Origin of the sequence: Methylobacterium sp. 174MFSha1.1 (assembly GCF_900116815.1) — a bacterium.
Classification (GTDB): Bacteria; Pseudomonadota; Alphaproteobacteria; order Rhizobiales; family Beijerinckiaceae; genus Methylobacterium.
In genome coordinates, this window is the sequence record NZ_FPCB01000019.1 from 144,606 (window position 1) to 168,166 (window position 23,561).

Sequence of the window (23,561 nt, forward strand, 5' to 3'; positions counted from 1 at the left end):
CCGATGACCGCTCTGCCCCCCTCCCCTCCCCCGTCGCTGATCCTGCCCGACCGGCGCATCCTATCGGTCTCGGACCTGAGCGTGCGCTTCACCACCTCCGAGCGGACGGTCGAGGCGGTGCGTCACCTGTCCTTCCACGTCGAGGCCGGGGAGACCCTGGCGATCGTCGGCGAATCGGGCTCGGGCAAGTCTGTCACCTCGCTGGCGCTGATGCGCCTCGTCGAGCATGGCGGGGGCAAGATCGCCACCGGGCGAATGCTGTTCCGCCGCCGCTCCGGCGCGATCCGCGATCTCGCCACGGCCTCGAATGCCGAGATGCGCGAGATGCGCGGCGCCGAGATCGCGATGATCTTCCAGGAGCCGATGACCTCGCTCAACCCGGTCTTCCCCGCCGGCGAGCAGATCGCGGAATCGATCCGGGTGCACCAGGGCAAGGGGCATGGGGCCGCCCGCGCCGAGGCGCTGCGGATGCTCGACCTCGTGCGCATCCCGGAGGCCCGCAACGTCCTCGGCCGCTTCCCCCACCAGCTCTCGGGCGGGATGCGCCAGCGGGTGATGATCGCGATGGCGCTCGCCTGCCGGCCGCAGCTCCTCATCGCCGACGAGCCGACCACGGCGCTCGACGTCACCATCCAGGCCCAGATCCTCGAGCTGATCCGCAGCCTGCAGGACGAGATGAAGATGGGCGTCGTCTTCATCACCCACGACATGGGCGTGGTGGCCGAGATCGCCGACCGGGTGCTGGTGATGTACCGCGGCGACAAGGTCGAGGAGGGCGCCGCAAGTCCTCTCTTCGCCGCCCCGCGCCACGCCTACACGAAGGCGCTGCTCGCCGCCGTGCCGCGGCTGGGCGCCATGGCGGGCAGCGACCTGCCGCGCAAGTTCGACCTGCTGCGGGCCGAGGCGCCGGCCGCGACCCCCGTCGAGGACGCTCAGGACACGCGCCGTCCCGGCCCGCCGATCCTGCGGGTGCGCGACCTCGTCACCCGGTTCGACATCCGCGGCGGCCTCCTCAACCGGGTGCGCCGGCGCGTCCACGCGGTCGAGCGGATCAGCTTCGATCTCCAGGCCGGCGAGACCCTGGCCCTCGTCGGCGAATCCGGCTGCGGCAAGTCGACGACCGGCCGCTCGCTGCTGCGCCTCGTCGAGAGCCAGAGCGGCCTGATCGAGTTTTCCGGCGAGAACATCCGCGACCTTCCCCCGACCAGGCTCCAGGCGCTCCGAAAGAACATCCAGTTCATCTTCCAGGACCCCTACGCCTCCCTCGACCCGCGCCTGACCGTCGGCTTCTCGATCATGGAGCCGCTGCTCGTCCACGGCACGCCCCGGCGCGAGGCGGAGGCGCGGGTGGCCTGGCTCCTGGAGCGGGTCGGCCTGACGCCGGCGCAAGGGGTGCGCTACCCGCACGAATTCTCCGGCGGCCAGCGCCAGCGCATCGCCATCGCGCGGGCGCTCGCCCTCAACCCGAAGGTGATCGTCGCCGACGAGGCGGTCTCGGCCCTCGACGTCTCGATCCAGGCCCAGATCGTCAACCTGATGCTCGACCTGCAGCGCGAGCTCGGCCTCTCCTACCTGTTCATCTCGCACGACATGGCGGTGGTGGAGCGGGTGAGCCACCGGGTCGCCGTGATGTTCCTCGGCCAGATCGTCGAGATCGGCCCCCGCCGGGCGATCTTCGAGAACCCGCAGCACCCCTACACGAGGAAGCTGATGGCCGCGGTGCCGGTGGCCGACCCGGCGCGCCGCCACGCCAGGGCGCGCGGGCTCCTCACCGGCGAGATCCCGAGCCCGGTCCGGGCGCTCGGCGACGAGCCGGAGGTGGCGCCGCTGGTCGAGGTCGGCCCCGGCCACTGGACCGCCCGCCATACGGTCGGCGGCTTGGCAGCGTGACCGACCGACTTCACCCCGGGAGCCTGCGTGATTGCCCTCGCCATGACTGACACCCACCGCGTCATTCCGGGGCCGCGCAGCGGAGCCCGGAATCCAGAAACTCAGGTCGCTCAGAAAAAGGCGGAGAGCATTCCGCTTGATCCTGAACCATCCGCGGTTCTGGATTCCGGGCTCTCGCCTGCGGCGAGCCCCGGAATGACGCGGTGGGTGTCAAGACTATCGATTGCTTCAAACAGGCTCCGAGATTTCCAGAGGATTCCCCCGATGACCCGAAGCACATCCACGATCGCGCGCTCCCTCCTCGCCACCGGCCTCTTCTGGGGCTTCATCGCTCCCGCTCTCGCGGCCGGCGATCCCGTCCTCGTCATCGGCGTCCCGCCCGAGACGCTCGACCCCTACAACACCAACACCACGCTCACGACCGCGGTCACCAAGTCGTTCTACGAAGGCTTGTTCGAGTTCGACCAGGACCTGAAGGTCAAGAACGTGCTCGCCGAGAGCTACGAGGTCACGCCCGACGGTCTCACCTACACCTTCAAGCTGCGCGAGGGCGTCAAATTCCACGACGGCACGGCGTTCGACGGCAACGCCGTGAAGGCGAACCTGGAGCGGGTGCTGAACCCCGAGAATCGCCTCGCCCGCTACAACCAGTTCAACCGGATCAAGACGATCGAGGTCGTCTCGCCGTTCTCGGTGCGCATCACCCTGAAGGAGCCCTTCGGCCCCTTCATCAACTCGCTGGCGCATGCCTCCGCGGCGATGATCTCGCCGGCCGCGCTCCAGAAATGGGGCAAGGACATCGCCTTCCATCCGGTCGGCACCGGCCCCTTCACCTTCGTCGAGTGGAAGCAGACCGATTCGGTCAAGGGCGCGAAATTCGCCGGCTACTGGCAGGCCGGCCTGCCGAAGGTCGACGGCATCACCTGGAAGCCGGTGCCGGAGAACGGCACCCGCGCGGCGATGCTCCAGACCGGCGAGGCCGATTTCGCCTCGCCGCTGCCCTACGAGCAGGCCAAGACCCTCTCCGAGAACAAGAAGCTGAAGGTGATCGCGCAGGATTCGATCATCGAGCGCTACATCAGCATGAACATGCTGCAGAAGCCGTTCGACGACCTGCGCGTGCGCCAGGCGATCAACTACGCCATCAACAAGGAGGCGCTCGCCAAGGTGGCGTTCAGCGGCTATGCGAGCCCGGCCAAGGGGATCGTGCCGGCGGGCGTGCTCTATGCCCACCCGATGCAGGCCTGGCCCTACGACCCGGCCAAGGCGCGCCAGCTCCTGAAGGAGGTCGGCTACGCCAACGGCTTCGAGACCGTCCTGTGGAGCGCCTACACCACCAGCACGGCCCAGAAGGCGATCCAGTTCGTGCAGCAGCAGCTCGCCCAGGTCGGCATCAAGGTGCAGACCCAGGCGCTCGAGCCCGGCCAGCGCGTCGAGTGGGTGCAGACCGCCCCCGACCCGAAGACCGCCCGCGTGCGGATGTACTATGCCGGCTGGTCGTCCTCGACCGGCGAGGCCGACTGGGCCCTGCGGCCGCTGCTGTCGACGGAGGCCTGGCCGCCGAAGCTCAACAACACGGCGTACTACAGCAACGCCGAGGTCGACGCCCTGATCGCCAAGGCCCTGGTCACGACGAGCGATTCCGAGAAGGCCGAGCTCTACGCCAAGGCGCAGGAGCAGATCTTCAAGGACGCGCCCTGGGCGCCGCTCGTCATCGAGCAGAACCTCTACGCCACCTCCACCCGCCTGTCCGGCGTGGTGGTCATGCCCGACGGCAACATCGACAGCCGTCAGGTCGCGGTCGCGCCGTAACGCATCCGGGGCGCCGTTCAGACGGCGCCCCTCCCCCTCCCTTCCCGTTCCGGCGCCATGCTGACCTTCTTCCTCAAACGGCTCCTCGGCCTCCTGCCGACGCTCGCGATCGTCGCCGTGCTGGTCTTCCTGTTCGTGCACATGCTGCCGGGCGATCCGGCGCGGCTCGCCGCCGGCCAGGATGCCGACCAGCAGACCGTGGAGCTGGTGCGCGCCGAACTCGGCCTCGACCGCTCGCTGCCCGAGCAGTTCGGCCGCTACTTCCTGAACATGGCCCGGGGCGATGCCGGCGTCTCGATCCGCACCCGCCGCCCGGTCGCGACCGAGATCGGCGAGCGCTTCCTGCCGACCCTGCTGCTCACGCTGACCAGCATGGCCTGGGCGGTCGCCTTCGGGCTCGTCATCGGCATCGTCTCGGCGGTCTACCGCAACGAGTGGCCGGACCGGCTCGGGATGACGCTCGCGGTCTCCGGCATCTCGTTCCCGGCCTTCGCCCTCGGGATGCTCTTGATGCAGATCTTCTCCGTCGGCCTCGGCTGGCTGCCGACCGTCGGCGCCGGATCGTGGAAGCACTACATCCTGCCCTCGCTCACCCTCGGGGCGGCGGTGGCCGCCGTGATGGCGCGCTTCACCCGCGCCTCCTTCGTGGAGGTTCTGGGCGAGGATTTCGTCCGCACCGCCCGGGCCAAGGGCCTGAAAGAACGGGTCGTCATCGCCAAGCACTGCCTGCGCAACGCGCTGATCCCCGTCGTCACCATGATGGGCCTGCAATTCGGCTTCCTGCTCGGCGGCTCGATCGTGGTCGAGGCGGTGTTCAACTGGCCGGGCGTCGGCCGCCTCCTCGTCGATTCGGTCAACCAGCGCGACTACCCGGTGATCCAGGCCCTGGTGCTGATGTTCTCGCTCGAATTCATCCTGATCAACCTCGTCGTCGACCTGCTCTACGGGCTGATCAACCCGACCATCCGCTACAAGTGAGCCGGCCGTGACCCAAACCGCTCTCACCACGACCAAGGCCGTCGCGGCCGTTCCCGGCGCGGTGCGCACCCCCTGGTCCGAGTTCTGGCGCAAGTTCCGCCGCCAGCCCGTCGCCGTCCTGGCGCTCGCCTTCGTGGTCGTGCTGGTACTGCTCGCGATCCTCAGCCCCTGGATCGCCCCCTACGACGCCGAGAACTACTTCGATTACGACCGGCTCAACGAGGGCCCGTCCTTCGCGCACTGGCTCGGCGTCGATCCGCTGGGGCGCGACATCCTGAGCCGCATCCTGCTCGGCGGACGGATCTCGCTCGCCACCGGCTTCCTGTCGGTGGCCATCGGCGGGCTCATCGGCACGGTGCTGGGGCTGCTCGCCGGCTATTACGAGGGCTGGTGGGACCGCATCGTCATGCGCCTCTCCGACGTGCTGTTCGCCTTCCCGGGCATCCTCCTGGCGCTCGGCGTCGTCGCCATCCTCGGCAGCAGCCTCGTCAACGTCGTGGTGGCGGTCTCGGTGTTCAGCGTGCCGGCCTTCGCCCGGCTCGTGCGCGGCAACACCCTGGTCCTCAAGCGCGCCACCTACGTCGAGGCCGCCCGCAGCATCGGGGCGTCGGACCGCACGATCCTCCTGCGCCACATCCTGCCCGGCACGATCTCGTCGATCGTCGTCTACTTCACGATGCGGCTCGGCACCTCGATCATCACCGCGGCGAGCCTGTCCTTCCTCGGCATGGGCGCGCAGCCGCCGACGCCGGAATGGGGCGCGATGCTGAACGACGCGCGCGCCGACATGGTCTCCTCGCCCCACGTCGCGATCTTCCCGAGCCTCGCGATCTTCCTGACCGTGCTCGCCTTCAACCTCCTCGGCGACGGGTTGCGCGACGCCCTCGACCCCAAGCTCGACCGCGCATGAGCGACACGGCTCCCCGCGTCGGCCTGCTGCCGAGCGGCACGCGCGACGCGATCACCGACGTGGCCGGCGTCACCGTCGGCCATTGCACGCTGTCCGAGGGCGCGATCCAGACCGGCGTGACGGTGATCCGGCCGCATGAAGGCGACCTCTACCACGACCGGGTGCCGGCGGCGGCCGCGGTGCTGAACGGCTTCGGCAAGTCGATCGGGCTGATGCAGCTCGAGGAACTCGGCGCCCTCGAGACGCCGATCGCGCTCACCAACACCTTCGGGGTGCCGGCGGTAGCCGCCGCCCAGATCCGGGCGGCGCTCGCGGTCAATCCCGGCATCGGCCGCGAATTGCCGACGGTGAACCCCCTCGTCTTCGAGTGCAACGACGGCCACCTCAACGACATGGCCCGGATGGCCGTCACCGAGGCGCATTACCGCCAGGCACACGATTGCGCCGACGTCACCGTGGCGGAGGGCGCGGTGGGGGCCGGGCGCGGCATGTCGTGCTTCGGGGTCAAGGGCGGCATCGGCACCGCCTCGCGCCGGGTCGAGGCCGGCGGGCGCGCGGTCACGGTCGGCACGCTGGTTCTGGCGAATTTCGGCCGGCCGTCGCAGCTGCGGGTCGGCGGCCGGGCGCTCGGGCCGGTTCTCGCCGAGCGGCTGGAGACCGCCCAGTCGGTCGCGAAGCCTGAGAAAGGCTCGATCATCCTGATCATCGCCACCGACGCGCCCCTCGACGCGCGCCAGCTCCGGCGCCTCGCGCTTCGGGCGGGCGCAGGTTTGGCCCGCACCGGCTCGGTCTTCGGCCACGGCAGCGGCGACATCGCGCTCGCCTTCTCGACCGCCACCACGCTGCCGCAGGATCCCGGCACCCCGATGCCGGCGGTCGCGATGCTGCACGAGGCTCATCTCGACCCGCTCTTCGAGGCGGTCGCCGATGGAATCGAGCAGGCGATCCTCCACGCGCTCTGGCGCGCCGAGACGGTGACCGGCCGCAACGGCCACACCCGCCAGGCCCTCACCGAGGTGCTGCCCGATTGGGCCGCCCTCCCCGCTCCGGACGCGCCATGAAAGTCCTGATCTCCACCGACATCGAGGGCGTCGCCGGAATCGTCCACCCGGACCAGACCCGCCGCGGCGCGCCCGATTACGAGCGGGCGCGGCTCTGGATGGTGCAGGAGGCCAACGCCGCCATCGCCGGCGCCTTCGCGGCCGGGGCGGAGGAGGTCTTCGTCAACGATTCGCACGGCGATTTCCGCAACATGCCGGCCGACCTCCTCGATCCGCGTGCCAGGGCGATCCAGGGCAAGCCGCGTCCTCTCGGCATGATGGCGGGGGTGGATCTCGGCATCGATGCGGTCTGCCTCGTCGGCTACCATTCCCGCGCCCATGGCCGGGGCATCCTCGCCCACACGGTCAACGGCTTCGCCTTCGCGTCGATCGCGCTGAACGGGCGGGAACTCGGCGAGGCCGGCATCTACGGCGCACTCGCCGGCGAATTCGGCGTGCCGATCGCGATGGCGAGCGGCGACGACGTGTTTATCGCCGAGAACCGGGCGTTGTTTCCCGAGACCGTCTTCGTCGAGACCAAGCGGGCGACCGGCTGCCACAGCGGCATCAGCCTGTCGCCGGAGGCGTCTTGCGCGGCGATCCGGGCGGGGGTGACGGCCGCGCTGACCCGGCCGCTGCCGCCGCCGTTCCGGATCCCCGCGCCGCTCGGCATCGAGATCCGCGCGCAGACGCCGGCCCTCGCCGACCTTTTTTGCCAGTGGCCGAGCCTGCACCGCCTCGACGGCAGCACCCTGCGCTTCGAGGCTGGCAGCGTCGCGGAGGCGGTGGGGGTGATCAACTGCCTGTCGGCGATGTCGAGTTTTCTGCGCTGAGGACGTTATTCCGGCTTGGCCTTCTTCAGTCGCGCGATGGCGGCTTCCGCCGAGGCAGCCTCCAGCAAGGACGGCCAGTCGTCGGGCGGGTTACCCTTGTCGAGCATCTCCTTGAAGACCCGATAGGCATCCGTCTTCGCGCCGTAGGTCCGCAACGTGTTCTGGTCGTTCACCCAAGCAAGGATGATGATCTTCGTTCGACTGTCATAACGGAAGAAGAGCCTGAAGCGGCCGTTGCCGAACTTGGCTCGGAACCAGTGCTTCCGATCCCCGCCGAGCGTGCTGCCCTGCCGGTATTCCGGCCGCGTCGGATCGGCCGGGATCGTCTCGAAGATCAGCGTGGCGAGCATGGCGAGGAGCTTCGCCTGCGTGGTCCTCCGGTAGCCCGTCGCGTCGGCCGCCCTGGCCTTCGCGACGGCCCCCGTCAACCTCTCGAGCTGGTCGAGCAGAAGAGGATGGGCGAAGATCGTCCAGCCGTTGACGACCATGGCATCAGAGCGTCACGTCGCCGTCGATCTCCTCGTCGAGATCGACGGTCATCCCGGTTGTCAGTGACACGATACTCTCCGCGAGATCGGCGGGGAAAGCGGCAATCCGCGAGGGGTTGCGAGCCATGTCCTGCGCGAGGAACGTCAGGAACCCGTCGATGACCGGATCCGTCTCCTCCGCCGCGTGCAGGCTCACCCGGCCGTCCTCGTTCACGACGTAGTCGATCTCGCCACCGTAGCTTACGCCGAGCGCCTGGCGGACCGCCTTGGGCACCGTCGTCTGCCCTTTCGCCGTGATCCTGCTGCGCTCGCGAATCAGGGTCGGCATCGCCGTCTCCATCACTAAGTAAGGAATATTCCTTACTTAATGAAAGAGCTGTTGGCAACGGCGAGACCCTGCCCCGCGCGCGCCGCGCTTGAGCCCACCCTGCCCCGCCAGCTATCCCGGTCGGCAGGCGGGCGCGAAGGATCCGCCGGAGGGTGGACGATGCTGAGATTCGCCTTGCTCGCCGGAGCGATGCTCGCCGGCACCCACGCCCTCGCGGCGCCCCAGGCCGCGCCCCGCGACGAGTTCTACTGGCTCGGCGAGATCAACAAGGCGAGCGCCGTCATCAACACCGAGCAGCACCTGCTCGACCCCGCGCTCGCGCCGCGGATCGCGCAAGGGCTCGACGCCGTGCTGCGGGCCGGCGACCAGCCCGGCGCGAAGCGGCCGACCTTGGTCATCACCTTCGAGCCGCTGCTGATCCAGGCGGCGGGCGTCGAGGCGACGCTGCTCCATGCCGGCCGCTCCAGCCAGGACATGCTCGCCACCGTGCGGGCGGCGATCATCCGCGACGAGATGCTGCGGCTCGCCGAGGCCCTGCGCAAGACCACCGCCACGATGGTCCGCCTGGCGCGGGCGCACGAGGGCACGGTGGTGCCGAACTACACCAACGGCGTGGCCGCGCAGGCCAACAGCTACGGCCATTACCTCCTCGGCCACGTCGCCGGGCTCACGCGCGATGCCGAGCGGCTGCGCCAGGCCTTCGCGCGCCTCGACCGCTCGCCCATGGGCACGACGGTGCTGAACGGGACGAGCTGGCCGCTCGACCGCTCCCGGATGGCGGCCTATCTCGGCTTCCCGGCCCTCGTCGACAACGCCTACGACGCCGCGCAGATCTCGGCGACCGAGATTCCGGTCGAGGTCGGCGCCGTCGCGACCGCGATCGCGCTGCATTGCGGCGCCTTCGTCGAGGACGTGATGACGCAATACGCGCAGCCGCGGCCCTGGATCCTCCTGCGGGAGGGCGGCGGCAACACCTACGTCTCCTCGGCGATGCCGCAGAAGCGCAATCCGGGCCTCCTCAACGACACCCGGGCCGAGGCCTCGCGGGTCCTGTCGCTCGGGATCGGGCGCGCGATCCAGGCCCACAACATCCCGCCGGGGATGAGCGACGCCAAGACCGTGCGCGACAACGCCGCCGTGCTCGCCGGCGCGACGCGGATGCTCGAATTGTGGGACCGCGCGTTGAACGCCCTCGTCATCAGTCCCGAGCGCGCCCTCGAAGAGCTCAACAGCGACTGGACCGCCTCGCAGGAGCTGGCGGACGTGCTGATGCGCCGCTATGCCCTGCCCTTCCGCGCCGGCCACCACTTCGCGTCCGAGATCGTCGATTACGCCCGCGCGCACGACATCCGGCCGAGCGACTTTCCCTATGCGAAGGCGCAAAACATCTACGAGCGGACGCTGCACGAGATGAGCCTGCCCGCCGCCCCCCTGCCGATGAGCGAGGCGGAGTTCCGCCAGACCCTCGACCCGGTGGCGATCGTGCGCAACCGCGCGACGACCGGCGGGCCGCAGCCGGCCGAGATGGCGCGGATGCTCGACGCCGCCGACCGGGCGGTGGCCGGAGAGGCGGCGTGGATCGCCGAGCAGCGCGGGCGGATCGACGCCGGCCTCGCGTCGCTGGACAGGGATTTCGGCAGGCTGCTGGCGCAGGCGCCGCACTGAGCGACCGTCCCCCTCCCCTTGACGAAGGCCTGCGTCCAATTCGACAGTGGGCGAAGCGAGGTCGGCGCCGCACGGCGCAAGCCCGCGACGAGCGCCCAGAAGGGCGCCGCGAACGACATCGGGAGGAGGCGGACATGACCGTGAGAACCGGAACGCGCCGTGCGACCTGGATGGCAGCGAGCTTGTTGGCGGCGGGCCTGATGGGCGGGACCGCCCTTGCGCAAGGCCTCAAGCAGTACGATTCGAGCGGCAAGGCGTTCTGGAAGAACCCGCCGCCGGACTGGTTCCTCGGCGACGAGACCTCCGCCCAGAAGGGCCTGGCGCCGCCCGCGAACCCCGCCCTGCCCGCCTCGGACGAGGAGCTGGCCGACAACCTGAAGGCGGTGAAGCTGCCGCCGGGCTTCACGATCAGCGTCTACGCGAGCGGCGTGCCCGAGGCGCGCCAGATGGCCTTCGGTGACAAGGGCACGCTGTTCGTCGGCTCGTTCGGCGCCACCAACGTCTACGCCATCGTCGACCAGGGCGGCAAGAAGGTCGTCAAGACGATCCTCAAGGGCCTCAACATGCCCACCGGCCTCGCTTTTCGCGACGGCGCCCTCTACGTCGTGGCGATCGACAAGATCTACCGCTACGACAACATCGAGGCCAACCTCGACAAGCCGCCGGAGCCGGTCGTCGTCTACGACGACATGCCGTCCTACGTGGCGCATGGCTGGAAATACCTGACCTTCGACAAGGACGGCTGGGTCTACGTGCCGTTCGGCCCGCCCTTCAACATCGGCAACCCGCCGAGCAGCGTGTCGCAGGTGCGCCGCGTCGACCTGAAGACCGGGGCGGCGGAGATCGTGGCGCTCGGCGTGCGCAACAGCGTCGGCGGCGACATCGACCCGCGCACTGGCCGCTACTGGTTCACCGAGAACGCCCGCGACTGGATGAGCGACGACATCCCGAGCGACAAGCTCAACATGATCTCGAAGGTCGTCGAGCATTTCGGCTATCCGTACTGCCACCAGGGCGACATGCCGGATCCGAAATTCGCCCAAGGCCGCACCTGCGCCGAGTTCACGCCGCCGGTGGCGAAGCTCGGCGCCCACGTGGCGCCGCTCGGGATGAAGTTCTACACCGGCTCGTCTTTCCCAGCCGAGTACAAGAACAACATCTTCATCGCCGAGCACGGCTCCTGGAACCGCCACAAGTACCAGGGCGGCCGCATCGAGCGGGTGGTGGTGGATCCGGACGGCAAGAACGCCAAGATGGAGACCTTCGCCTCCGGCTGGCTCAAGGGCGACCGCGACTATACCGGCCGACCGGCCGACATCCTGGTCGCGCCCGACGGCGCGCTGCTGGTGGCCGACGACTGGGCCGGTGCGATCTATCGCATCGCCTACACCAAGTGAGCGGCGCGCAAATTCGCGCCCGCCCGCCGGCCCGGAGGTTCTCCGGGCCGGCCCGCGCCGCGCTCGGCCTCCTGGCTCTCCTCGCCGGCGCGCCGGTCCTGGCTGCCGAGGCGCCGGAGGTGGCGCAGGCCTGCCTCGCCTGCCACGGCGAGGCCCTGGCCGAGGGCGCACCGCCCATCGCCGGCCATTCGAGCAACTACATCCAGTTGCAGCTGGTGTTCTTCCGCGCCGGCCGGCGCAAGAACGAGATCATGCAGGGCGTGGCGGAGGGCCTGTCGGACAACGACATCCGGGCGCTCGGCAAGTACTTCGCCTCCCTCCCCGTCCCCGACGCCAAGCCGCCGGCGGACACGCAACCCGACCTGACCAAGGCCGGCGAGACGGCGGCGCTCCAGCACCGCTGCGCCGCCTGCCACGGCGACACCTATCTCGGCATCCAGGCGGCGCCCCGCGTCGCGCGGCTGCCCGAGGCCTACCTCGCCAAGGCGCTCGGCGATTACCGCGCCAATACCCGCCCGAGCTCGGGCGGCGCGGCGATGACCGAGGTGGCAGGCTCGCTGTCGGATGCCGACATCAAGGCGTTGGCGCATTATCTGGCTGTGCTGCAGTAGGGCCTATTTGCCCGACGAACCTGACATCCTGGATGTCATCCCGGGGCCGCGAAAGCGGAACCCGGGATCCATAACCGCTGACGATGCCGAACCAGGCGGAATGCGTTCTGACTTATTTGAAGCGTCAGCGGTTATGGATTCCGGGTTCTCGCCTTCGGCGAGCCTCGGGATAACACGGAGTGGTGTCGACCTGTGTGCCAGAGGTCGCTCGGCTTAGCCGATTTAGTCGTCCTCCGGGTCCCGGCCCGCCGAAGCATGCGGCAATGCGCGCTCCGGCCATCGCGGCGACCGGCGCGACCCGCATCCTAGTTAGATCCTGACACAGCTGCGGGAGACGCCCAAGATGACCGCCCTGCCCCACCGGCGCCTCGGCAGCGCCGGCCCCCTCGTCTCGACCCTCGGCCTCGGCTGCATGTCGCTCTCGGGCGTCTACGGCGAGGCCGACGAAGCGGCGTCGATCGACCTGATCCGCCGGTCGATCGAGGCCGGCATCGACTTCTTCGACAGCGCCGACATGTATGGCTGGGGCCAGAACGAGGACGTGGTCGGCCGCGCGCTGAAAGGCCTGCGCGACCGCGTCGTGCTCGCCACCAAGTTCGGCCAGGTCCAGAATCCGGGCGGGCCCAACGGGACGAACGGCAGGCCGGCCTACGTGCAGCAGGCCTGCGAGGCCTCGCTGAAGCGGCTCGGCGTCGAGGTGATCGACCTCTACTACCAGCACCGGGTCGATCCGGGTGTGCCGATCGAGGACACGGTCGGAGCGATGGCGCGGCTCGTCGAGCAGGGCAAGGTGCGCTTCCTGGGCTTGAGTGAGGCCTCGCCCGACACGATCCGCCGGGCCCACGCCGTGCACCCGATCACCGCGGTGCAGACCGAATACTCGCTGCTCTACCGCCAGGAGGCGGAGGCGACCCGGACGACCACCCGCGATCTCGGCATCGGCTTCGTCGCCTACAGCCCGCTCGGGCGCGGCTTCCTCACCGGGACGATCCAGGATCTCGCCCAGGTCGACGGCCGGCGCGCGGCGCATCCCCGCTTCCAGGAAGAGAATTTTGCCGCCAACCGGGCCCTGGTGGCGCGGGTGGAAGACATCGCCCGCGACAAGGGCTGCACGCCTTCGCAACTCGCCCTCGCCTGGCTGCTGGCGCAGGGCGACGACGTGGTGGCGATCCCCGGCACGCGGCGCTTCGATCGGGTCGAGGAGAATCTCGGCAGCCTGCGGGTCGCGCTCTCGCCCGAGGACCTCGCCCGCATCGAAGCCGCCGTGCCGGCGGGCGCCGCGTCGGGGACGCGCTACCCGGCCGGGGCCATGGGGGCGGTGTACAAAGTCGGGAGTTGAGACCCGTCTAGCGCATCCGCTCCGCCGCCCAGGCGATGTGGTCGTCCATGAAGGTCGAGATGAAGAAGTAGGAGTGATCGTAGCCCTCGCGCATGTTCAGCGTGAGGCCGATCCCGGCCTTCTGGCACGCCTCCTCGAGCAGCCAGGGGCGCAGGCCGTCCTGGAGGAAGGAATCGGCCGTGCCCTGGTCGACGAGGAATTCCGGGAAGCGGTGGCCGTCCGCGATCAGTGCGGTGGCGTCGTGGCGCCGCCACGCGGCCTCGTCCTCGCCGAGATATTTGGCCAGCGCAGGCTTCGACCAGCCGGCGGTCGAGGGCTGGACGATCGGCGCGAAGGCGCTGCACGAGCGGAAGCGGTCGGGGTGGCGCAGGGCGATGGTGAGCGCGCCGTGGCCGCCCATCGAGTGCCCGAAGATGCCCTGGCGGCCCATATCGACCGGGAACTCGCGGGCGACGAGGGCCGGCAGCTCCTCGGTGACGTAGGACCACATGCGATAGTTGCGGTCGTAGGGCGCCTGCGTGGCGTCGACGTAGAAGCCGGCGCCGCAGCCGAACTGCCAGTTGTCGGGCTCGTCCGGCACGTCCGGCCCGCGCGGGCTGGTATCGGGGGCGACGATGGCGATGCCGTGCCGGGCAGCGGCGCGGCGGTACTCGCCCTTGTCCATCACGTTGGCATGGGTGCAGGTCAGGCCCGACAGGTACCACAGCACCGGGACTTTTCCGGTCTCGGCCTGCGGCGGCAGATAGACCGCGAAGGTCATCGGGCAGCGCGTCGTCTCGGCCTCGTGCCGGTAGACGCCCTGGATGCCGCCATGCGCGCGGGCCTTGGACACTGTTTCCATGATGTCGTGATCCCCCCTCGCCTCTCGGTATGAGCCCGGCGGCGCCGCCGGGCTCATGGTCTGTCAGAACACCACCACCGAGCGGATCGACTTGCCCTCGTGCATGAGGTCGAAGCCGTGGTTGATGTCCTCGAGCGGCATGGTGTGGGTGATGAGATCGTCGATGTTGATCTTCCCCTCCATGTACCAGTCGACGATCTTCGGCACGTCGGTACGGCCGCGGGCGCCGCCGAAGGCCGAGCCCTTCCAGACGCGGCCGGTGACGAGCTGGAACGGACGGGTCGCGATCTCGCGCCCGGCCTCGGCCACGCCGATGATGATCGACTCGCCCCAGCCGCGGTGGCAGCATTCGAGCGCCTGGCGCATCACGTTGACGTTGCCGGTGCAGTCGAACGAGAAGTCGGCCCCGCCCCCGGTCACGTCGAGGATCGCCTGCACGACCTTGTCGGTGCCGACCTCGTTCGGGTTGATGAAGTGGGTCATGCCGAACTTCTCGGCCATCGCCCGCTTGTCGGGGTTGATGTCGACGCCGATGATCTTGTCGGCGCCGACCATGCGGGCGCCCTGGAGCACGTTGAGGCCGATGCCGCCGAGGCCGAACACCACCACGTTGGCGCCCGGCCACACCTTGGCGGTGTAGATCACCGCGCCGATGCCGGTGGTGACGCCGCAGCCGATGTAGCAGATCTTGTCGAAGGGGGCGTCCTCGCGGACCTTCGCCAGCGCGATCTCGGGCAGCACGGTGAAGTTCGAGAAGGTCGAGCAGCCCATGTAGTGGTACACGGTGTTCGCGCCCGGGCTCCCGCCGGTCGCGTCGCAGCGGAAGCGGCTGGTGCCGTCGGGCATCACGCCCTGGCCTTGGGTCGCGCGGATCGCCGTGCAGAGGTTGGTCCGCCGCGACAGGCAGGACTTACAGTTGCGGCATTCCGGCGTGTAGAGCGGGATGACGTGGTCGCCGGGTTTGAGCGTCGTCACGCCGGCCCCGACCTCGCGCACGATGCCGGCGCCCTCGTGGCCGAGGATCGCCGGGAACTTGCCCTCGGAATCGAGGCCTGACAGCGTGTAGGCGTCGGTGTGGCAGATGCCGGTGGCCATCACCTCGACCAGGACCTCGCCGGGCTTCGGGCCTTCGAGGTCGATGGTCTCGATGGTAAGGGGCTTCTTGGCTTCCCAGGCAACGGCCGCGCGCGTCTTCATATCGTCTCCAACCGGATCGTCTTCGCGTGAGAGCGGGGTGCCCCATCTGGCGGGGCGGCGGCTCGGACCGCTCGCTGAGTGGTCCGATCTGTGCTGCGATTTGCCGAAGCCCGCAACGGCGCGGGAGAGCAGACTTTAGTCCAGAGTCGGGATGCTCCGCATGGCGGAGACGATCGCGCCTCACCCCCCCGTCCGCTCGCGGGCCTTCGCCTCCTGGAACGCGCCGTAGAGCTGCTCCAGCTGTGCCGCGATGTACTCGCCGAAGGGCCCGGCCTCCGGCGCGGTCAGGGACAGGCTGAAGCTCTTCCCCGATCGCCGGCAGGTCGCCTCCACGGCGCGGTCGGGCGCCGCCCAGGTGACGGTCTGAGGTTCGGCCGGCCGGCGCGGGGCCTTGCGGCCGGCCTTGACCGCGGCCAGCAGGTGGCCGAAGCGCTCGGGTGCATCCTTGTCCAGGAACGCGGCCGATTGCACCACCTCACGGGCGAGCTCGGCCTTCGCCGGGTGGGAGACCAGCTTCTTCAGCTCCTCCCAGCGGTCGCGGCCGATCCCCCTTGCGGCGCCGAGCGCGTCGATCACCGGAGCCGGCACCGTCTCGGCCACCGACAGCATCCGCGACAAGAGCGTGTCGTCCACCGTCAGCGCCGCCTTGATGGTGGCCTTGCTTTGCCCCATCCCGGAGAGCTTTTTGGCGAACAACGCCTTCTCGATGAAGGACAGGTTGGCGCGGGCGGCGTTCTCCTGGCCCTGCGCGACGATATGGGCGATGTCCTCGATCGACTTGACGACGGCCCGGACCTCGCGCCCGAGTTCGCGCGCCACCCGCACGCGGCGGTGGCCGTAGACGATCATGAACCGCCCCGGCCGCTCCGGATGCGGCCGCACCAGGATCGGGGTCGATTGGCCGTGCTCGGCGATCGCGTCGCGCAGGCGGACGTAATCCTCGTCGTCCTCGTCGTCCTCGTCGATCCGGTCGGAGACGAAGGAGACGTCGACGAGCGCCGGATCGAGGGCGGCGATCGCCTCGCCGTCCGACATCCGCCGGGTGTTCTCGGCCATCTCCTCGATCGAGCGCGTCATCGACCGGGCCGCGCCGCGATGGGCGACATCGGTGCTCGGCGCGGAGATCGGCGCGTCGAGGATGTTGGCGAGGAGATTCTTACGCATCGCGCATGGCTCCTATCCCGTTGCGACCGCAGCACAATCCGGCGTTCTGCACGGCTGTCAAACCCGCCTCCCCCAGGCCTGGTGGATCAGCCCGGCGATCTCCTGGTTGACGGCGTTCACCGATTCGAGGGCGCGGTCGTACGTCGAGCGGATCATCTGCCCGCGCTCGACCTCGTAGAGCGACTGGTTGGTGATGCCGGCATCCGAGATCGCGGTCGATTTCAGCATTTGGGTCCGCAGCATGTTCTTCGGGAACAGCACCTGCATGAAGCCGACCATCTGGGCCTGAGGCCCGTCGGTCGGCTCGTAGCGGGTGACGAGGTAGCGGAACCATTGCAGGTTCACCGCCGCCCCGGCATCGGCGATCGATTTCAGGATGCCGCCGAGCATCAGCAGGAACTGGCTCATCGACATCACGTCGAGCATCTGCGGATGGATGGTGACGAGGACCGAAGTCGAGGCGGTGAGCGCCGTCAGCGTCAGGTAGCCGAGCTGCGGCGGGCAATCGATCACCACCACGTCGTAGCGATCGTCGACCTCCTTCAGCGCGTTGGTGATGCGGGTGAAGAAGGTGCGCCCCTCCGGATTGCGGTTCGAGGCGGCGAGCGGCGTGTCGTACTCGTATTCCTGCAGATCCAGGCTCGCCGGCACGATGTCGAGGCCCGGGAAGTTGGTCGGCAGGATGATCTCGGAGATCGGCCGCTTCTTGTCGTCGTAGCGCAGGGCCTCGTAGATCGAGGGCGCCTTGTCGAGCTCCGGCTGGATGCCGTGCAGGGCCGAGAGCGAGGCCTGCGGATCGAGGTCGATGGCGAGCACCCGGTGCCCGGTCAGGGCCAGGAACTGGGCGAGATGCGCCGCCGTCGTGGTCTTGCCGCTGCCGCCCTTGAAGTTCACCGTCGAGATGATCTGCAGCCGCTCGCCGGCGCGGCGATGCGGCACGTAGCGCTTGAGGTCGGACCGTCCGTGCCGGTCGAGGTAGGTCCGCAGCTCCAGCATCTGCTCGGCGGAGTAGGAGCGCCGGCCGGACGAGGAAGTGGCCGGGACCGGCCCCTTGCCCTCGAGGTGCAGCTTCTTGATGTTGGAGGGCGTGACGCCGAGGAAATACGCGGCTTCCGCCAGGGTGAACGGTCGCAGGCCCTTGGTGGCGTTGGGCGGGTGATGCTCCATGCGGAGCATGCTCAGCTTGTCGGAGATGAGGCCGCCCTGACGGAGTATGATGTCATGGAAGCTGACCGCCTCCATGCCCTCTGCTAGCACCGGCATGTCCATCCGCGCTGAATCCCGAGTAACGCTTTTACGGGCGAATCCCCGTCACAAGCGTTATTATGGGGGATTCCCGTTTTGCGGCCAAGCTTTTTAAGGTTGACGAATCCTTAGCAGCGAGGGCGCGCGATCGAGGCGGCGGACGGACGTGACACTAAGGTCCATGACAGCGCGGCTCATCCGCTTGCCGGGCACCGTCTTGCTGCTGCGTATCGGGTCCTACGGCCGCGAATCGGCACCAACTCTCGGACGCGTCAGGGTTTTCGCCCGATCTGCACGGCTGTCAAACCTCCGCGTTAGTGGTGGCGCGGCAGGGGGGCCGGCCCGTCGATGGAGCTCCACGGGGCGTCCGGGGCAACGCCGTAATGCCGGCGCTTGGCCGCGTACATCCGCGCGTCCGCCCGGGCGATCGCGGCCCGGAGCGGCTCTTCACCGGTCCAGGTCTCGGCGCCGAGGGCGGCGCTGAGCGGGGCGGGGTCCGCGGCCTCGACCGCCGCGAGGATCCGTTCCACCAGGGCCGCCGCCGCCTCGGGCCCGGTCCGCGGCAGCAGGACCACGAACTCGTCGCCGCCGATCCGGGCGATGCGGGCCGGCGCCGGGGCGTGGTCCGCCAGGATGGCGGCGAAGCGGCGGATCAGCGCGTCGCCGGCCTCGTGTCCCAGGCGGTCGTTGGTCGCTTTGAGCCCGTTGAGGTCGGCGGCGATCACCGAGAGCGGCACCGGCGCCTCGCCCTCGAACCGGCCGAGATCCGCCTCGTAGCCGGCCCGGTTGAGGAGACCCGTGAGCGGATCGGTGAAGCTCAGGCTCGCGAGGCGCGCCTCCTCCCGCCGGCGCTGCTCCTCGCGCGTGGTGATGTCCTCGATCGAGATCAGGTAGCGGTCCCAGGCCGCCTCGGATCCCGGCAGCATCTGTCCCGCATAGCTCACGTCGATCACCCGCCCGGTCACGGTGCGGTTGCGGGTGACGAGCCGCGCCTGCGTCGCGCCGCCCCAGAGCTGGCACAGGACGTCGACGAGCGCGGCGGCGTGCGGGTCGTGGAAGAGGGCGGGGATGTGCCCGAACAATTCGGCCGCGTCCCGCGCCTCGTAGGTCACGAGCGTCTGGCGGTTGATGCGGACGATGCGGATCAGGGTCTGGCAGGTCAGCAGGCGCTGCGGGTCGCGCAGCCAGGCGCGCAGGTCCGTCATGCCCTCGCGCGCCCACCCGTCCAGGCACGCCTTCAAGGCGCTCAGATCCTGCAGCCACAACGAGGTGGGCGCGAGATCGAACAATTGCATCGCGAGGTCGCCACGAGGTGGCGTGGTCTGCATCATCGAAGCGGCGGTGTCGTGCGGTCGAGCCTGGACGGCTCGACGTGATAGCGTATCGCGGCCTCGATGATAGCGTCGAACCGTTAGGCCTTTATGGAGCGGCTCCGGCCGGGGTCAGGCGGGCGCGGCGGCGAACCGGTCGAGGGCGAAGGGCCGGACGTCGATGCGGCTGCGTCCCTCGGTCAGAAGCTCGGCGACGACGAGGCCGATGCCGGCCGAATGCTTGAAGCCGTGGCCCGAGCAGGCCGACACGACCAGGACGCGGGGTTGGGCCGGGTGCCGGTCGATGATGAAGCCCCGGTCGGGCGTGACGGTGTAGAGGCAGGCGGCCGCCCGGACGACCCGGGGCGTCGCGCCGGCGAGGCGCCCGGCGATGTGGCGCCGGTACATCTCGGCCGATTCCTCCGGCCGGACCGTGCGGTCGGCGGCATCGGCAGTGGTTCCGTCGGCGTATTGCTCGGTCGCGACCTTGACGCTGGCCTCGCCGGCTTGCGGCGGGAAGCCGTAGAAGTAGTCGGTGTCCGTCGTGCCGTGCATCCAGATATAGACCGGGGCGTCGGCCCGGTAGGCGCTGTCGTCGTCGAGGGCGTACCAGTGCAGGAGCTGGCGCTTCACGCCGAGCAGGCGGTCGAACGGCGCACCGAGCAGCGGTGCCGTCCAGGCGCCGGCCGAGACCACGACCTCGCCGGCATGGAGAATGCCGGCCGAGGTCTCGACGCGCACCCCGTCGCCGTCCTGCGCGATCGACAGGACCTCGGTTCCGGGGCGGATCGTGGCGCCGAGCGCGGCCGCCCGGGCGAGCTGCGCGGCGATGCACGCTTCCGGGCGGACATAGCCGCCGCCGGGCTCGTAATAGGCGACCTCGCTGCCGGTCAGGCCGAGGAATTGCGGGAAGCGGCGGGCGACCGCGCGCCCGTCCAGCACCTCGTGCGGGATGCCGAACTCGCGCGCGGCGCGGATCGAGTTCTGCACGAAGTCCGGCTTGCCGTGATGCGAGTTGGTGCCGGTTCCGGGTGCCATCACCAGCGCGCCGCAGGCCGTGAGCAGGCTCTCGCCGGTCTCGGACTCCAGCTCGCGCCAGATCCGGTGCGACTCGAGGACCAGCGGCACGTAATCGCGCCCCTCGCCGATTGCCTGCCGGGTGATGCGCGTCTCGCCGTGGCTCGATCCCATGATGTGCGGCGGCGAGAACCGGTCGAGGCCGATCACCGAGGCGCCGCGTTTCGCCAATTGGTAGAGCGCCGCGCTGCCCATCGCCCCGAGGCCGATCACCAGGAAGTCCGCCCGCTCACCCATGGAAAAAGCCCCGCTCGTTCGGTTCGCCGGCAGGCTGCCCGAGACAGGGCTCCCTCGGCAAGGATCGCGGCGGCAGGGCAGGGGACCCGGCAGGGCAGGGCTTCACCCCCGAGCCTTCATCCCCCGAGCCTTCATCCCCCGAACCTTCACCCCCCGAGCGGTCCGGTATGGCGCTCCAGCGCCGCCCAGGCCTCCGATCCGAACCGGGCCTTCCACTCGGCGTAGTAGCCCGCCCGGTCGAGGGCCGCCCGGAAGGGCGCGCGGTCGGGCGCATTGACCGCGAGGCCCTTGGCGCGCAGCCGCGCCTCGGCTTGGGTGTTCATCTGGACGAAGGCCTGGCGCTGGCGCTCGACCGCGGCGTCGAAATGGCGCTCGATCAGGTCGCGCGCGTCGGCCGGCAGGGCGTCCCAGGTCCGGCCATGGGCGAGGATCCACAACCCGTCCCAGGAATGGCCGGTGCGCGAGAGGTACTTCTGGACCTCGTAGACCCGCGTCGCCTCGATCTGCGGCAGCGAGTTCTCCATCCCGTCGGCCACCCGCGTCTGCAGCGCGGCGTAGGTCTCGGCGAGGTTGATGGTGGTCGGCGCCGCACCCAGCGCCCGGAACAGCGCGGTCAGGAGCGGGCTCGGCGGCACCCGGATCTTGAGGCCGTGCAGGTCGGCGACCGTCTCGATCGGCCGCACGCTGGTGATCACGTCGCGAAACCCGTTATCGACGAGCCGGAACGCCCTCAGCCCGAACTTCCCGAGGGAATCGCGGATCCGCTCGTTCAGCGGGCCGCCGTCGAGGGCGGCCCAGAGCGGCACGTAGCCCGGGAAGGCGTAGGCCACGCCCGGGATACCTGCGAGCGGCGCCAGGGTCTGGAGCGAGCTCGCCGAGGTCAGCGTGAAGGCGATCGCGCCCGACCGCAGCTGCGACTGCATGCTCAATTCGCTGCCGAGCTGGCTGTCGGGATAGAGCGTGATGTCGATCCGGCCGTCGCTCTCCCGGCGGATCGCGTCGAGCGCCTCGACGAGGCAGGTGGTGGCCGGGTGCCCTTGAGGCATCGGCGAGCCCATGCTCAGCCGCAGCGCATCGGTTGCGGCCCGCGCCCGCCGGGAGGGGAGGGGGGCGAGCAGCAGGCCGGCCCCGACTCCTCGCATGATCGTTCGGCGCGTCGGCATCCCGTCTCGTCCCCCAAGGCCGGTGTGGCCCCGAACCTTCCCCGCGACGCTACCCGGGCGCGGGCCGTTCCGACAGGGGCGGGGGGTTAGGCCGGTGCACCCCGTCCCCCGCTACGGGTGATGCGCCGTCGGAGGATCACCCCGGCCCCTGTCCCGCCCGCACGGCCAGCCGCGACACGCTGACCACGCTGGCGACGCCCGCGAAGGCGGCGCCGAGCCCGAGCGCCAGGGCCGGGCCGTGCGTCGCCGCGACCGCGAAACAGGCCGCCACCAGGGCCGCTCCGGTGGTCTGGCCGAGGAGGCGCGAGGTCGCCACGATGCCGCTCGCGCCGCCGGCGCGGGAGTGCGGCGCGCTCGTCATGATGGCGCGCAGGTTCGGCGCCTGGAAGAAGCCGAAGCCGGCCCCGCACAATGCCATCCGCCAGGCGATGCCGACGACGCTCGGCTCGGCCGGCAGCGCCGCCAGCGAGGCCATGCCGGCGGCCAGGATCGCGAGCCCGATGCCTCCGAGCAGGCCCGGCGGGTAGCGGTCCGAGAGGCGCCCGGCGATCGGCGCCATCAGGGCGACCACCACCGGCCAGGGCGTCATCAGGAAGCCGGTCTCGACCTGCGAACGCCCGAGCGCGTGCTGGAACAGGAACGGCAGCGACACGAAGGCGAGCCCCTGCGCGGCGAAGGAGCAGACCGAGGTCGAGGCCGAGAGCGCGAAGAGCGGGCGCCGGAACAGGTCGACGGCGAGCATCGGCGCCGGGTGGCCGGCCTGGCGGCGCAGGAGCGCCGCGCCGCAGGCGAGCGCGCCCGAAAATTCCGCCAGCACCCGCCAGAGCGGCCCGGCATGGGCCGCTTCGCCGAGGCCGAGCACGAACAGCGCGAAGGTGGCGGCGTTCAGCAGCGCGCCGACGCGGTCGAAGGCGTGGCCGGCCCGGCCCGTCTCCGGCAGCGCGCGCCGGGCCAGCGCCAGGGCGGCGAGGCCGATCGGCAGGTTGACGGCGAACAGCCACGGCCAGGGCGCCGCGACCAGAATCAGCGAGGCCACCGTCGGCCCGAGGGCGAAGCCGACGCCGACCACGAAGGCGTTGAGGCCGAGGCCCCTCCCGAGCTCGTGGGTGGGGTAGATGAAGCGGATCAGCGCGACGTTGACCGCCATCAGCGCGCTCGCCCCGACGCCCTGGAGGACCCGCGCGGCGACGAGCGCCGGCAGCGACCAGGCGAGCGCGCAGACCAGCGAGGCGAGCGTGAACAGCGCGAGGCCCACGACGTAGACCCGCCGCTGCCCGATGATCTCGCCGAGCGCCGCGATCGGCAGCAGCGTCGCCACCACGGCGAGCTGGTAGGCGTTGACGATCCAGACCGAGTCGGCCGGATCGACGCCGAGATCGGCCGCGATGGTCGGCAGCGCGGTGTTGGCGATGGCGGTGTCGAGGGTGGCGAGGGCCACGCCGGCGAGCACCGCGGCCATCGCCTGCCGGCGCCGGGCCGGCGGCAGGCCTTCGCGGGCCGGTGGTTCGGATGGGGTCATGTCGGAGGCGGGGAGGGGAAGGGGAGGGAGCTATCCTGAATGTGTCCCGGAAGCGCGGCTGGCAAGCGGGTTGGGTGCAAGTCGCCTCTGCGCAAGGCCTGGCGCCGCCGCGGCTCGCGCCGGAACTCCGGGGACGCCGACGCGTCGCGAGAATGGACTAGAGCACTTCACGATCGCGTTGCAATCGCGAAGCGTAACCGGGGCAAAATCGCGGGCGGTCAGGCTGGTGAGGTCTGCCTGACCAAGTCTGCGAGAGGTGGGATGGGTGGCCCGTGATCGGGGATGCCGAGGCGGTCGCCGAGGTAGCGGAAGAACGAGATTCCGAGCTTGGTGCAGGTCTTCATGAGACCCAGCAGCGCATCGCGGGCGGCCCGCCCAGCCACACTCATCGTGCCGCCCGAGATCCGCCGCTTGGTCACGCAGGCCCGGATGTCGTTCTCCGATCCATTGGTGTGCAGCGGGATGTCCGGCCGGTCCAGCACCCGCAGAAGCTCTGCCTTGTTGCGGCGCAGCCGCG

The 23,561-nt window shown here is 70.0% G+C and carries 21 protein-coding genes; 10 read left to right on the forward strand and 11 right to left on the reverse strand.

The features are described from left to right. The first annotated feature begins 3 nt into the window (after positions 1–3). From BM430_RS17835 to BM430_RS17860, 6 genes are all read left to right on the forward strand, one after another. Entirely contained in the window at positions 4–1,890 is a 1,887-nt protein-coding gene (locus tag BM430_RS17835; RefSeq protein WP_093568586.1) for a dipeptide ABC transporter ATP-binding protein, read from the forward strand. Positions 1,891–2,154: 264 nt separating this feature from the next. Then, positions 2,155–3,702, forward strand: coding sequence for a glutathione ABC transporter substrate-binding protein GsiB (gene gsiB / locus BM430_RS17840; protein WP_093568587.1), 1,548 nt, complete (start codon positions 2,155–2,157; stop codon positions 3,700–3,702). 57 nt (positions 3,703–3,759) lie between these two features. After that, entirely contained in the window at positions 3,760–4,680 is a 921-nt protein-coding gene (gsiC, locus tag BM430_RS17845; RefSeq protein WP_093568588.1) for a glutathione ABC transporter permease GsiC, read from the forward strand. A gap of 7 nt (positions 4,681–4,687) precedes the next feature. Continuing rightward, on the forward strand, positions 4,688–5,590 hold the full coding sequence (gene gsiD / locus BM430_RS17850; RefSeq protein WP_093568589.1) for a glutathione ABC transporter permease GsiD: 903 nt from the start codon (positions 4,688–4,690) through the stop codon (positions 5,588–5,590). Then, entirely contained in the window at positions 5,587–6,651 is a 1,065-nt protein-coding gene (locus BM430_RS17855; protein WP_093568590.1) for a DmpA family aminopeptidase, read from the forward strand. Before gsiD ends, BM430_RS17855 begins: the two co-directional genes overlap by 4 nt. After that, on the forward strand, positions 6,648–7,463 hold the full coding sequence (locus BM430_RS17860; RefSeq protein WP_093568591.1) for a M55 family metallopeptidase: 816 nt from the start codon (positions 6,648–6,650) through the stop codon (positions 7,461–7,463). The genes BM430_RS17855 and BM430_RS17860 overlap by 4 nt, the downstream gene beginning before the upstream one ends. 5 nt (positions 7,464–7,468) lie before the next feature. On the opposite strand, the gene BM430_RS17865 is transcribed toward BM430_RS17860, so the two are convergent. Continuing rightward, complete coding sequence (locus BM430_RS17865) at positions 7,469–7,951, reverse strand: type II toxin-antitoxin system YhaV family toxin (protein ID WP_093568592.1); 483 nt, start codon at positions 7,949–7,951, stop codon at positions 7,469–7,471. Positions 7,952–7,955: 4 nt separating this feature from the next. Beyond that, positions 7,956–8,279 carry a type II toxin-antitoxin system PrlF family antitoxin gene (locus tag BM430_RS17870; protein ID WP_093568617.1) on the reverse strand — a complete coding sequence of 108 codons (324 nt, stop codon included), beginning with the start codon at positions 8,277–8,279 and terminating at the stop codon, positions 7,956–7,958. A gap of 159 nt (positions 8,280–8,438) precedes the next feature. Between BM430_RS17870 and BM430_RS17875 the strand changes: the two genes are divergently transcribed. The 4 genes from BM430_RS17875 to BM430_RS17890 all read left to right on the forward strand — a co-directional run bounded on the left by BM430_RS17875 (position 8,439) and on the right by BM430_RS17890 (position 13,291). Further along, positions 8,439–9,944 carry an argininosuccinate lyase gene (locus BM430_RS17875; RefSeq protein ID WP_143132064.1) on the forward strand — a complete coding sequence of 502 codons (1,506 nt, stop codon included), beginning with the start codon at positions 8,439–8,441 and terminating at the stop codon, positions 9,942–9,944. Between the two features lie 170 nt (positions 9,945–10,114). After that, entirely contained in the window at positions 10,115–11,341 is a 1,227-nt protein-coding gene (locus tag BM430_RS17880; RefSeq protein WP_244539537.1) for a PQQ-dependent sugar dehydrogenase, read from the forward strand. Then, entirely contained in the window at positions 11,338–11,952 is a 615-nt protein-coding gene (locus BM430_RS17885) for a c-type cytochrome (protein WP_244539532.1), read from the forward strand. Before BM430_RS17880 ends, BM430_RS17885 begins: the two co-directional genes overlap by 4 nt. A 352-nt stretch (positions 11,953–12,304) precedes the next feature. Next, the gene (locus tag BM430_RS17890) at positions 12,305–13,291 is read left to right on the forward strand and encodes an aldo/keto reductase (RefSeq protein ID WP_093568619.1); all 987 of its coding nucleotides are present in this window, start codon (positions 12,305–12,307) and stop codon (positions 13,289–13,291) included. Between the two features lie 7 nt (positions 13,292–13,298). On the opposite strand, the gene fghA is transcribed toward BM430_RS17890, so the two are convergent. From fghA to BM430_RS17935, 9 genes are all read right to left on the reverse strand, one after another. After that, complete coding sequence (fghA, locus tag BM430_RS17895) at positions 13,299–14,132, reverse strand: S-formylglutathione hydrolase (RefSeq protein ID WP_093568594.1); 834 nt, start codon at positions 14,130–14,132, stop codon at positions 13,299–13,301. A gap of 63 nt (positions 14,133–14,195) precedes the next feature. After that, positions 14,196–15,329 (reverse strand): S-(hydroxymethyl)glutathione dehydrogenase/class III alcohol dehydrogenase, encoded by a 1,134-nt coding sequence (locus BM430_RS17900; RefSeq protein ID WP_093568595.1) that lies wholly within the window; start codon positions 15,327–15,329, stop codon positions 14,196–14,198. Positions 15,330–15,509: 180 nt separating this feature from the next. Next, on the reverse strand, positions 15,510–16,493 hold the full coding sequence (gene repB / locus BM430_RS17905) for a plasmid partitioning protein RepB (protein WP_093568596.1): 984 nt from the start codon (positions 16,491–16,493) through the stop codon (positions 15,510–15,512). A gap of 57 nt (positions 16,494–16,550) precedes the next feature. Then, positions 16,551–17,762, reverse strand: coding sequence for a plasmid partitioning protein RepA (gene repA, locus BM430_RS17910; RefSeq protein WP_093568597.1), 1,212 nt, complete (start codon positions 17,760–17,762; stop codon positions 16,551–16,553). A 290-nt stretch (positions 17,763–18,052) separates the two neighbouring features. Then, entirely contained in the window at positions 18,053–19,069 is a 1,017-nt protein-coding gene (locus tag BM430_RS17915) for a GGDEF domain-containing protein (protein ID WP_093568598.1), read from the reverse strand. A gap of 111 nt (positions 19,070–19,180) precedes the next feature. Then, a complete protein-coding gene (gene solA, locus BM430_RS17920) occupies positions 19,181–20,362 on the reverse strand; it encodes an N-methyl-L-tryptophan oxidase (RefSeq protein ID WP_093568599.1) in 1,182 nt (393 codons plus the stop codon). A gap of 146 nt (positions 20,363–20,508) precedes the next feature. Further along, positions 20,509–21,525: a TRAP transporter substrate-binding protein gene (locus BM430_RS17925; RefSeq protein WP_244539533.1), complete on the reverse strand. Its 1,017-nt coding sequence runs from the start codon at positions 21,523–21,525 to the stop codon at positions 20,509–20,511. A gap of 136 nt (positions 21,526–21,661) precedes the next feature. Then, positions 21,662–23,044, reverse strand: a complete 1,383-nt coding sequence (locus tag BM430_RS17930; RefSeq protein ID WP_093568600.1) for an MFS transporter — start codon at positions 23,042–23,044, stop codon at positions 21,662–21,664. Between the two features lie 218 nt (positions 23,045–23,262). After that, positions 23,263–23,561, reverse strand: a 299-nt coding sequence (locus tag BM430_RS17935; protein WP_143132065.1) for an IS66 family transposase, incomplete at its 5' end; no start/stop codon positions are given.

What these genes read in the sequence shown, in the direction of transcription:
- BM430_RS17835 (WP_093568586.1), top strand. Translation starts at nt 4, where the DNA reads ATGACCGCTCTGCCCCCCTCCCCTCCCCCGTCGCTGATCCTGCCCGAC.
- gsiB (WP_093568587.1), top strand. Translation starts at nt 2,155, where the DNA reads ATGACCCGAAGCACATCCACGATCGCGCGCTCCCTCCTCGCCACCGGC.
- gsiC (WP_093568588.1), top strand. Translation starts at nt 3,760, where the DNA reads ATGCTGACCTTCTTCCTCAAACGGCTCCTCGGCCTCCTGCCGACGCTC.
- BM430_RS17855 (WP_093568590.1), top strand. Translation starts at nt 5,587, where the DNA reads ATGAGCGACACGGCTCCCCGCGTCGGCCTGCTGCCGAGCGGCACGCGC.
- BM430_RS17860 (WP_093568591.1), top strand. Translation starts at nt 6,648, where the DNA reads ATGAAAGTCCTGATCTCCACCGACATCGAGGGCGTCGCCGGAATCGTC.
- BM430_RS17865 (WP_093568592.1), bottom strand. Translation starts at nt 7,951, where the DNA reads ATGGTCGTCAACGGCTGGACGATCTTCGCCCATCCTCTTCTGCTCGAC.
- BM430_RS17870 (WP_093568617.1), bottom strand. Translation starts at nt 8,279, where the DNA reads ATGCCGACCCTGATTCGCGAGCGCAGCAGGATCACGGCGAAAGGGCAG.
- BM430_RS17875 (WP_143132064.1), top strand. Translation starts at nt 8,439, where the DNA reads ATGCTGAGATTCGCCTTGCTCGCCGGAGCGATGCTCGCCGGCACCCAC.
- BM430_RS17880 (WP_244539537.1), top strand. Translation starts at nt 10,115, where the DNA reads ATGGCAGCGAGCTTGTTGGCGGCGGGCCTGATGGGCGGGACCGCCCTT.
- fghA (WP_093568594.1), bottom strand. Translation starts at nt 14,132, where the DNA reads ATGGAAACAGTGTCCAAGGCCCGCGCGCATGGCGGCATCCAGGGCGTC.
- BM430_RS17900 (WP_093568595.1), bottom strand. Translation starts at nt 15,329, where the DNA reads ATGAAGACGCGCGCGGCCGTTGCCTGGGAAGCCAAGAAGCCCCTTACC.
- repB (WP_093568596.1), bottom strand. Translation starts at nt 16,493, where the DNA reads ATGCGTAAGAATCTCCTCGCCAACATCCTCGACGCGCCGATCTCCGCG.
- repA (WP_093568597.1), bottom strand. Translation starts at nt 17,762, where the DNA reads ATGGACATGCCGGTGCTAGCAGAGGGCATGGAGGCGGTCAGCTTCCAT.
- BM430_RS17915 (WP_093568598.1), bottom strand. Translation starts at nt 19,069, where the DNA reads ATGATGCAGACCACGCCACCTCGTGGCGACCTCGCGATGCAATTGTTC.
- solA (WP_093568599.1), bottom strand. Translation starts at nt 20,362, where the DNA reads ATGGGTGAGCGGGCGGACTTCCTGGTGATCGGCCTCGGGGCGATGGGC.
- BM430_RS17925 (WP_244539533.1), bottom strand. Translation starts at nt 21,525, where the DNA reads ATGCCGACGCGCCGAACGATCATGCGAGGAGTCGGGGCCGGCCTGCTG.
- BM430_RS17930 (WP_093568600.1), bottom strand. Translation starts at nt 23,044, where the DNA reads ATGACCCCATCCGAACCACCGGCCCGCGAAGGCCTGCCGCCGGCCCGG.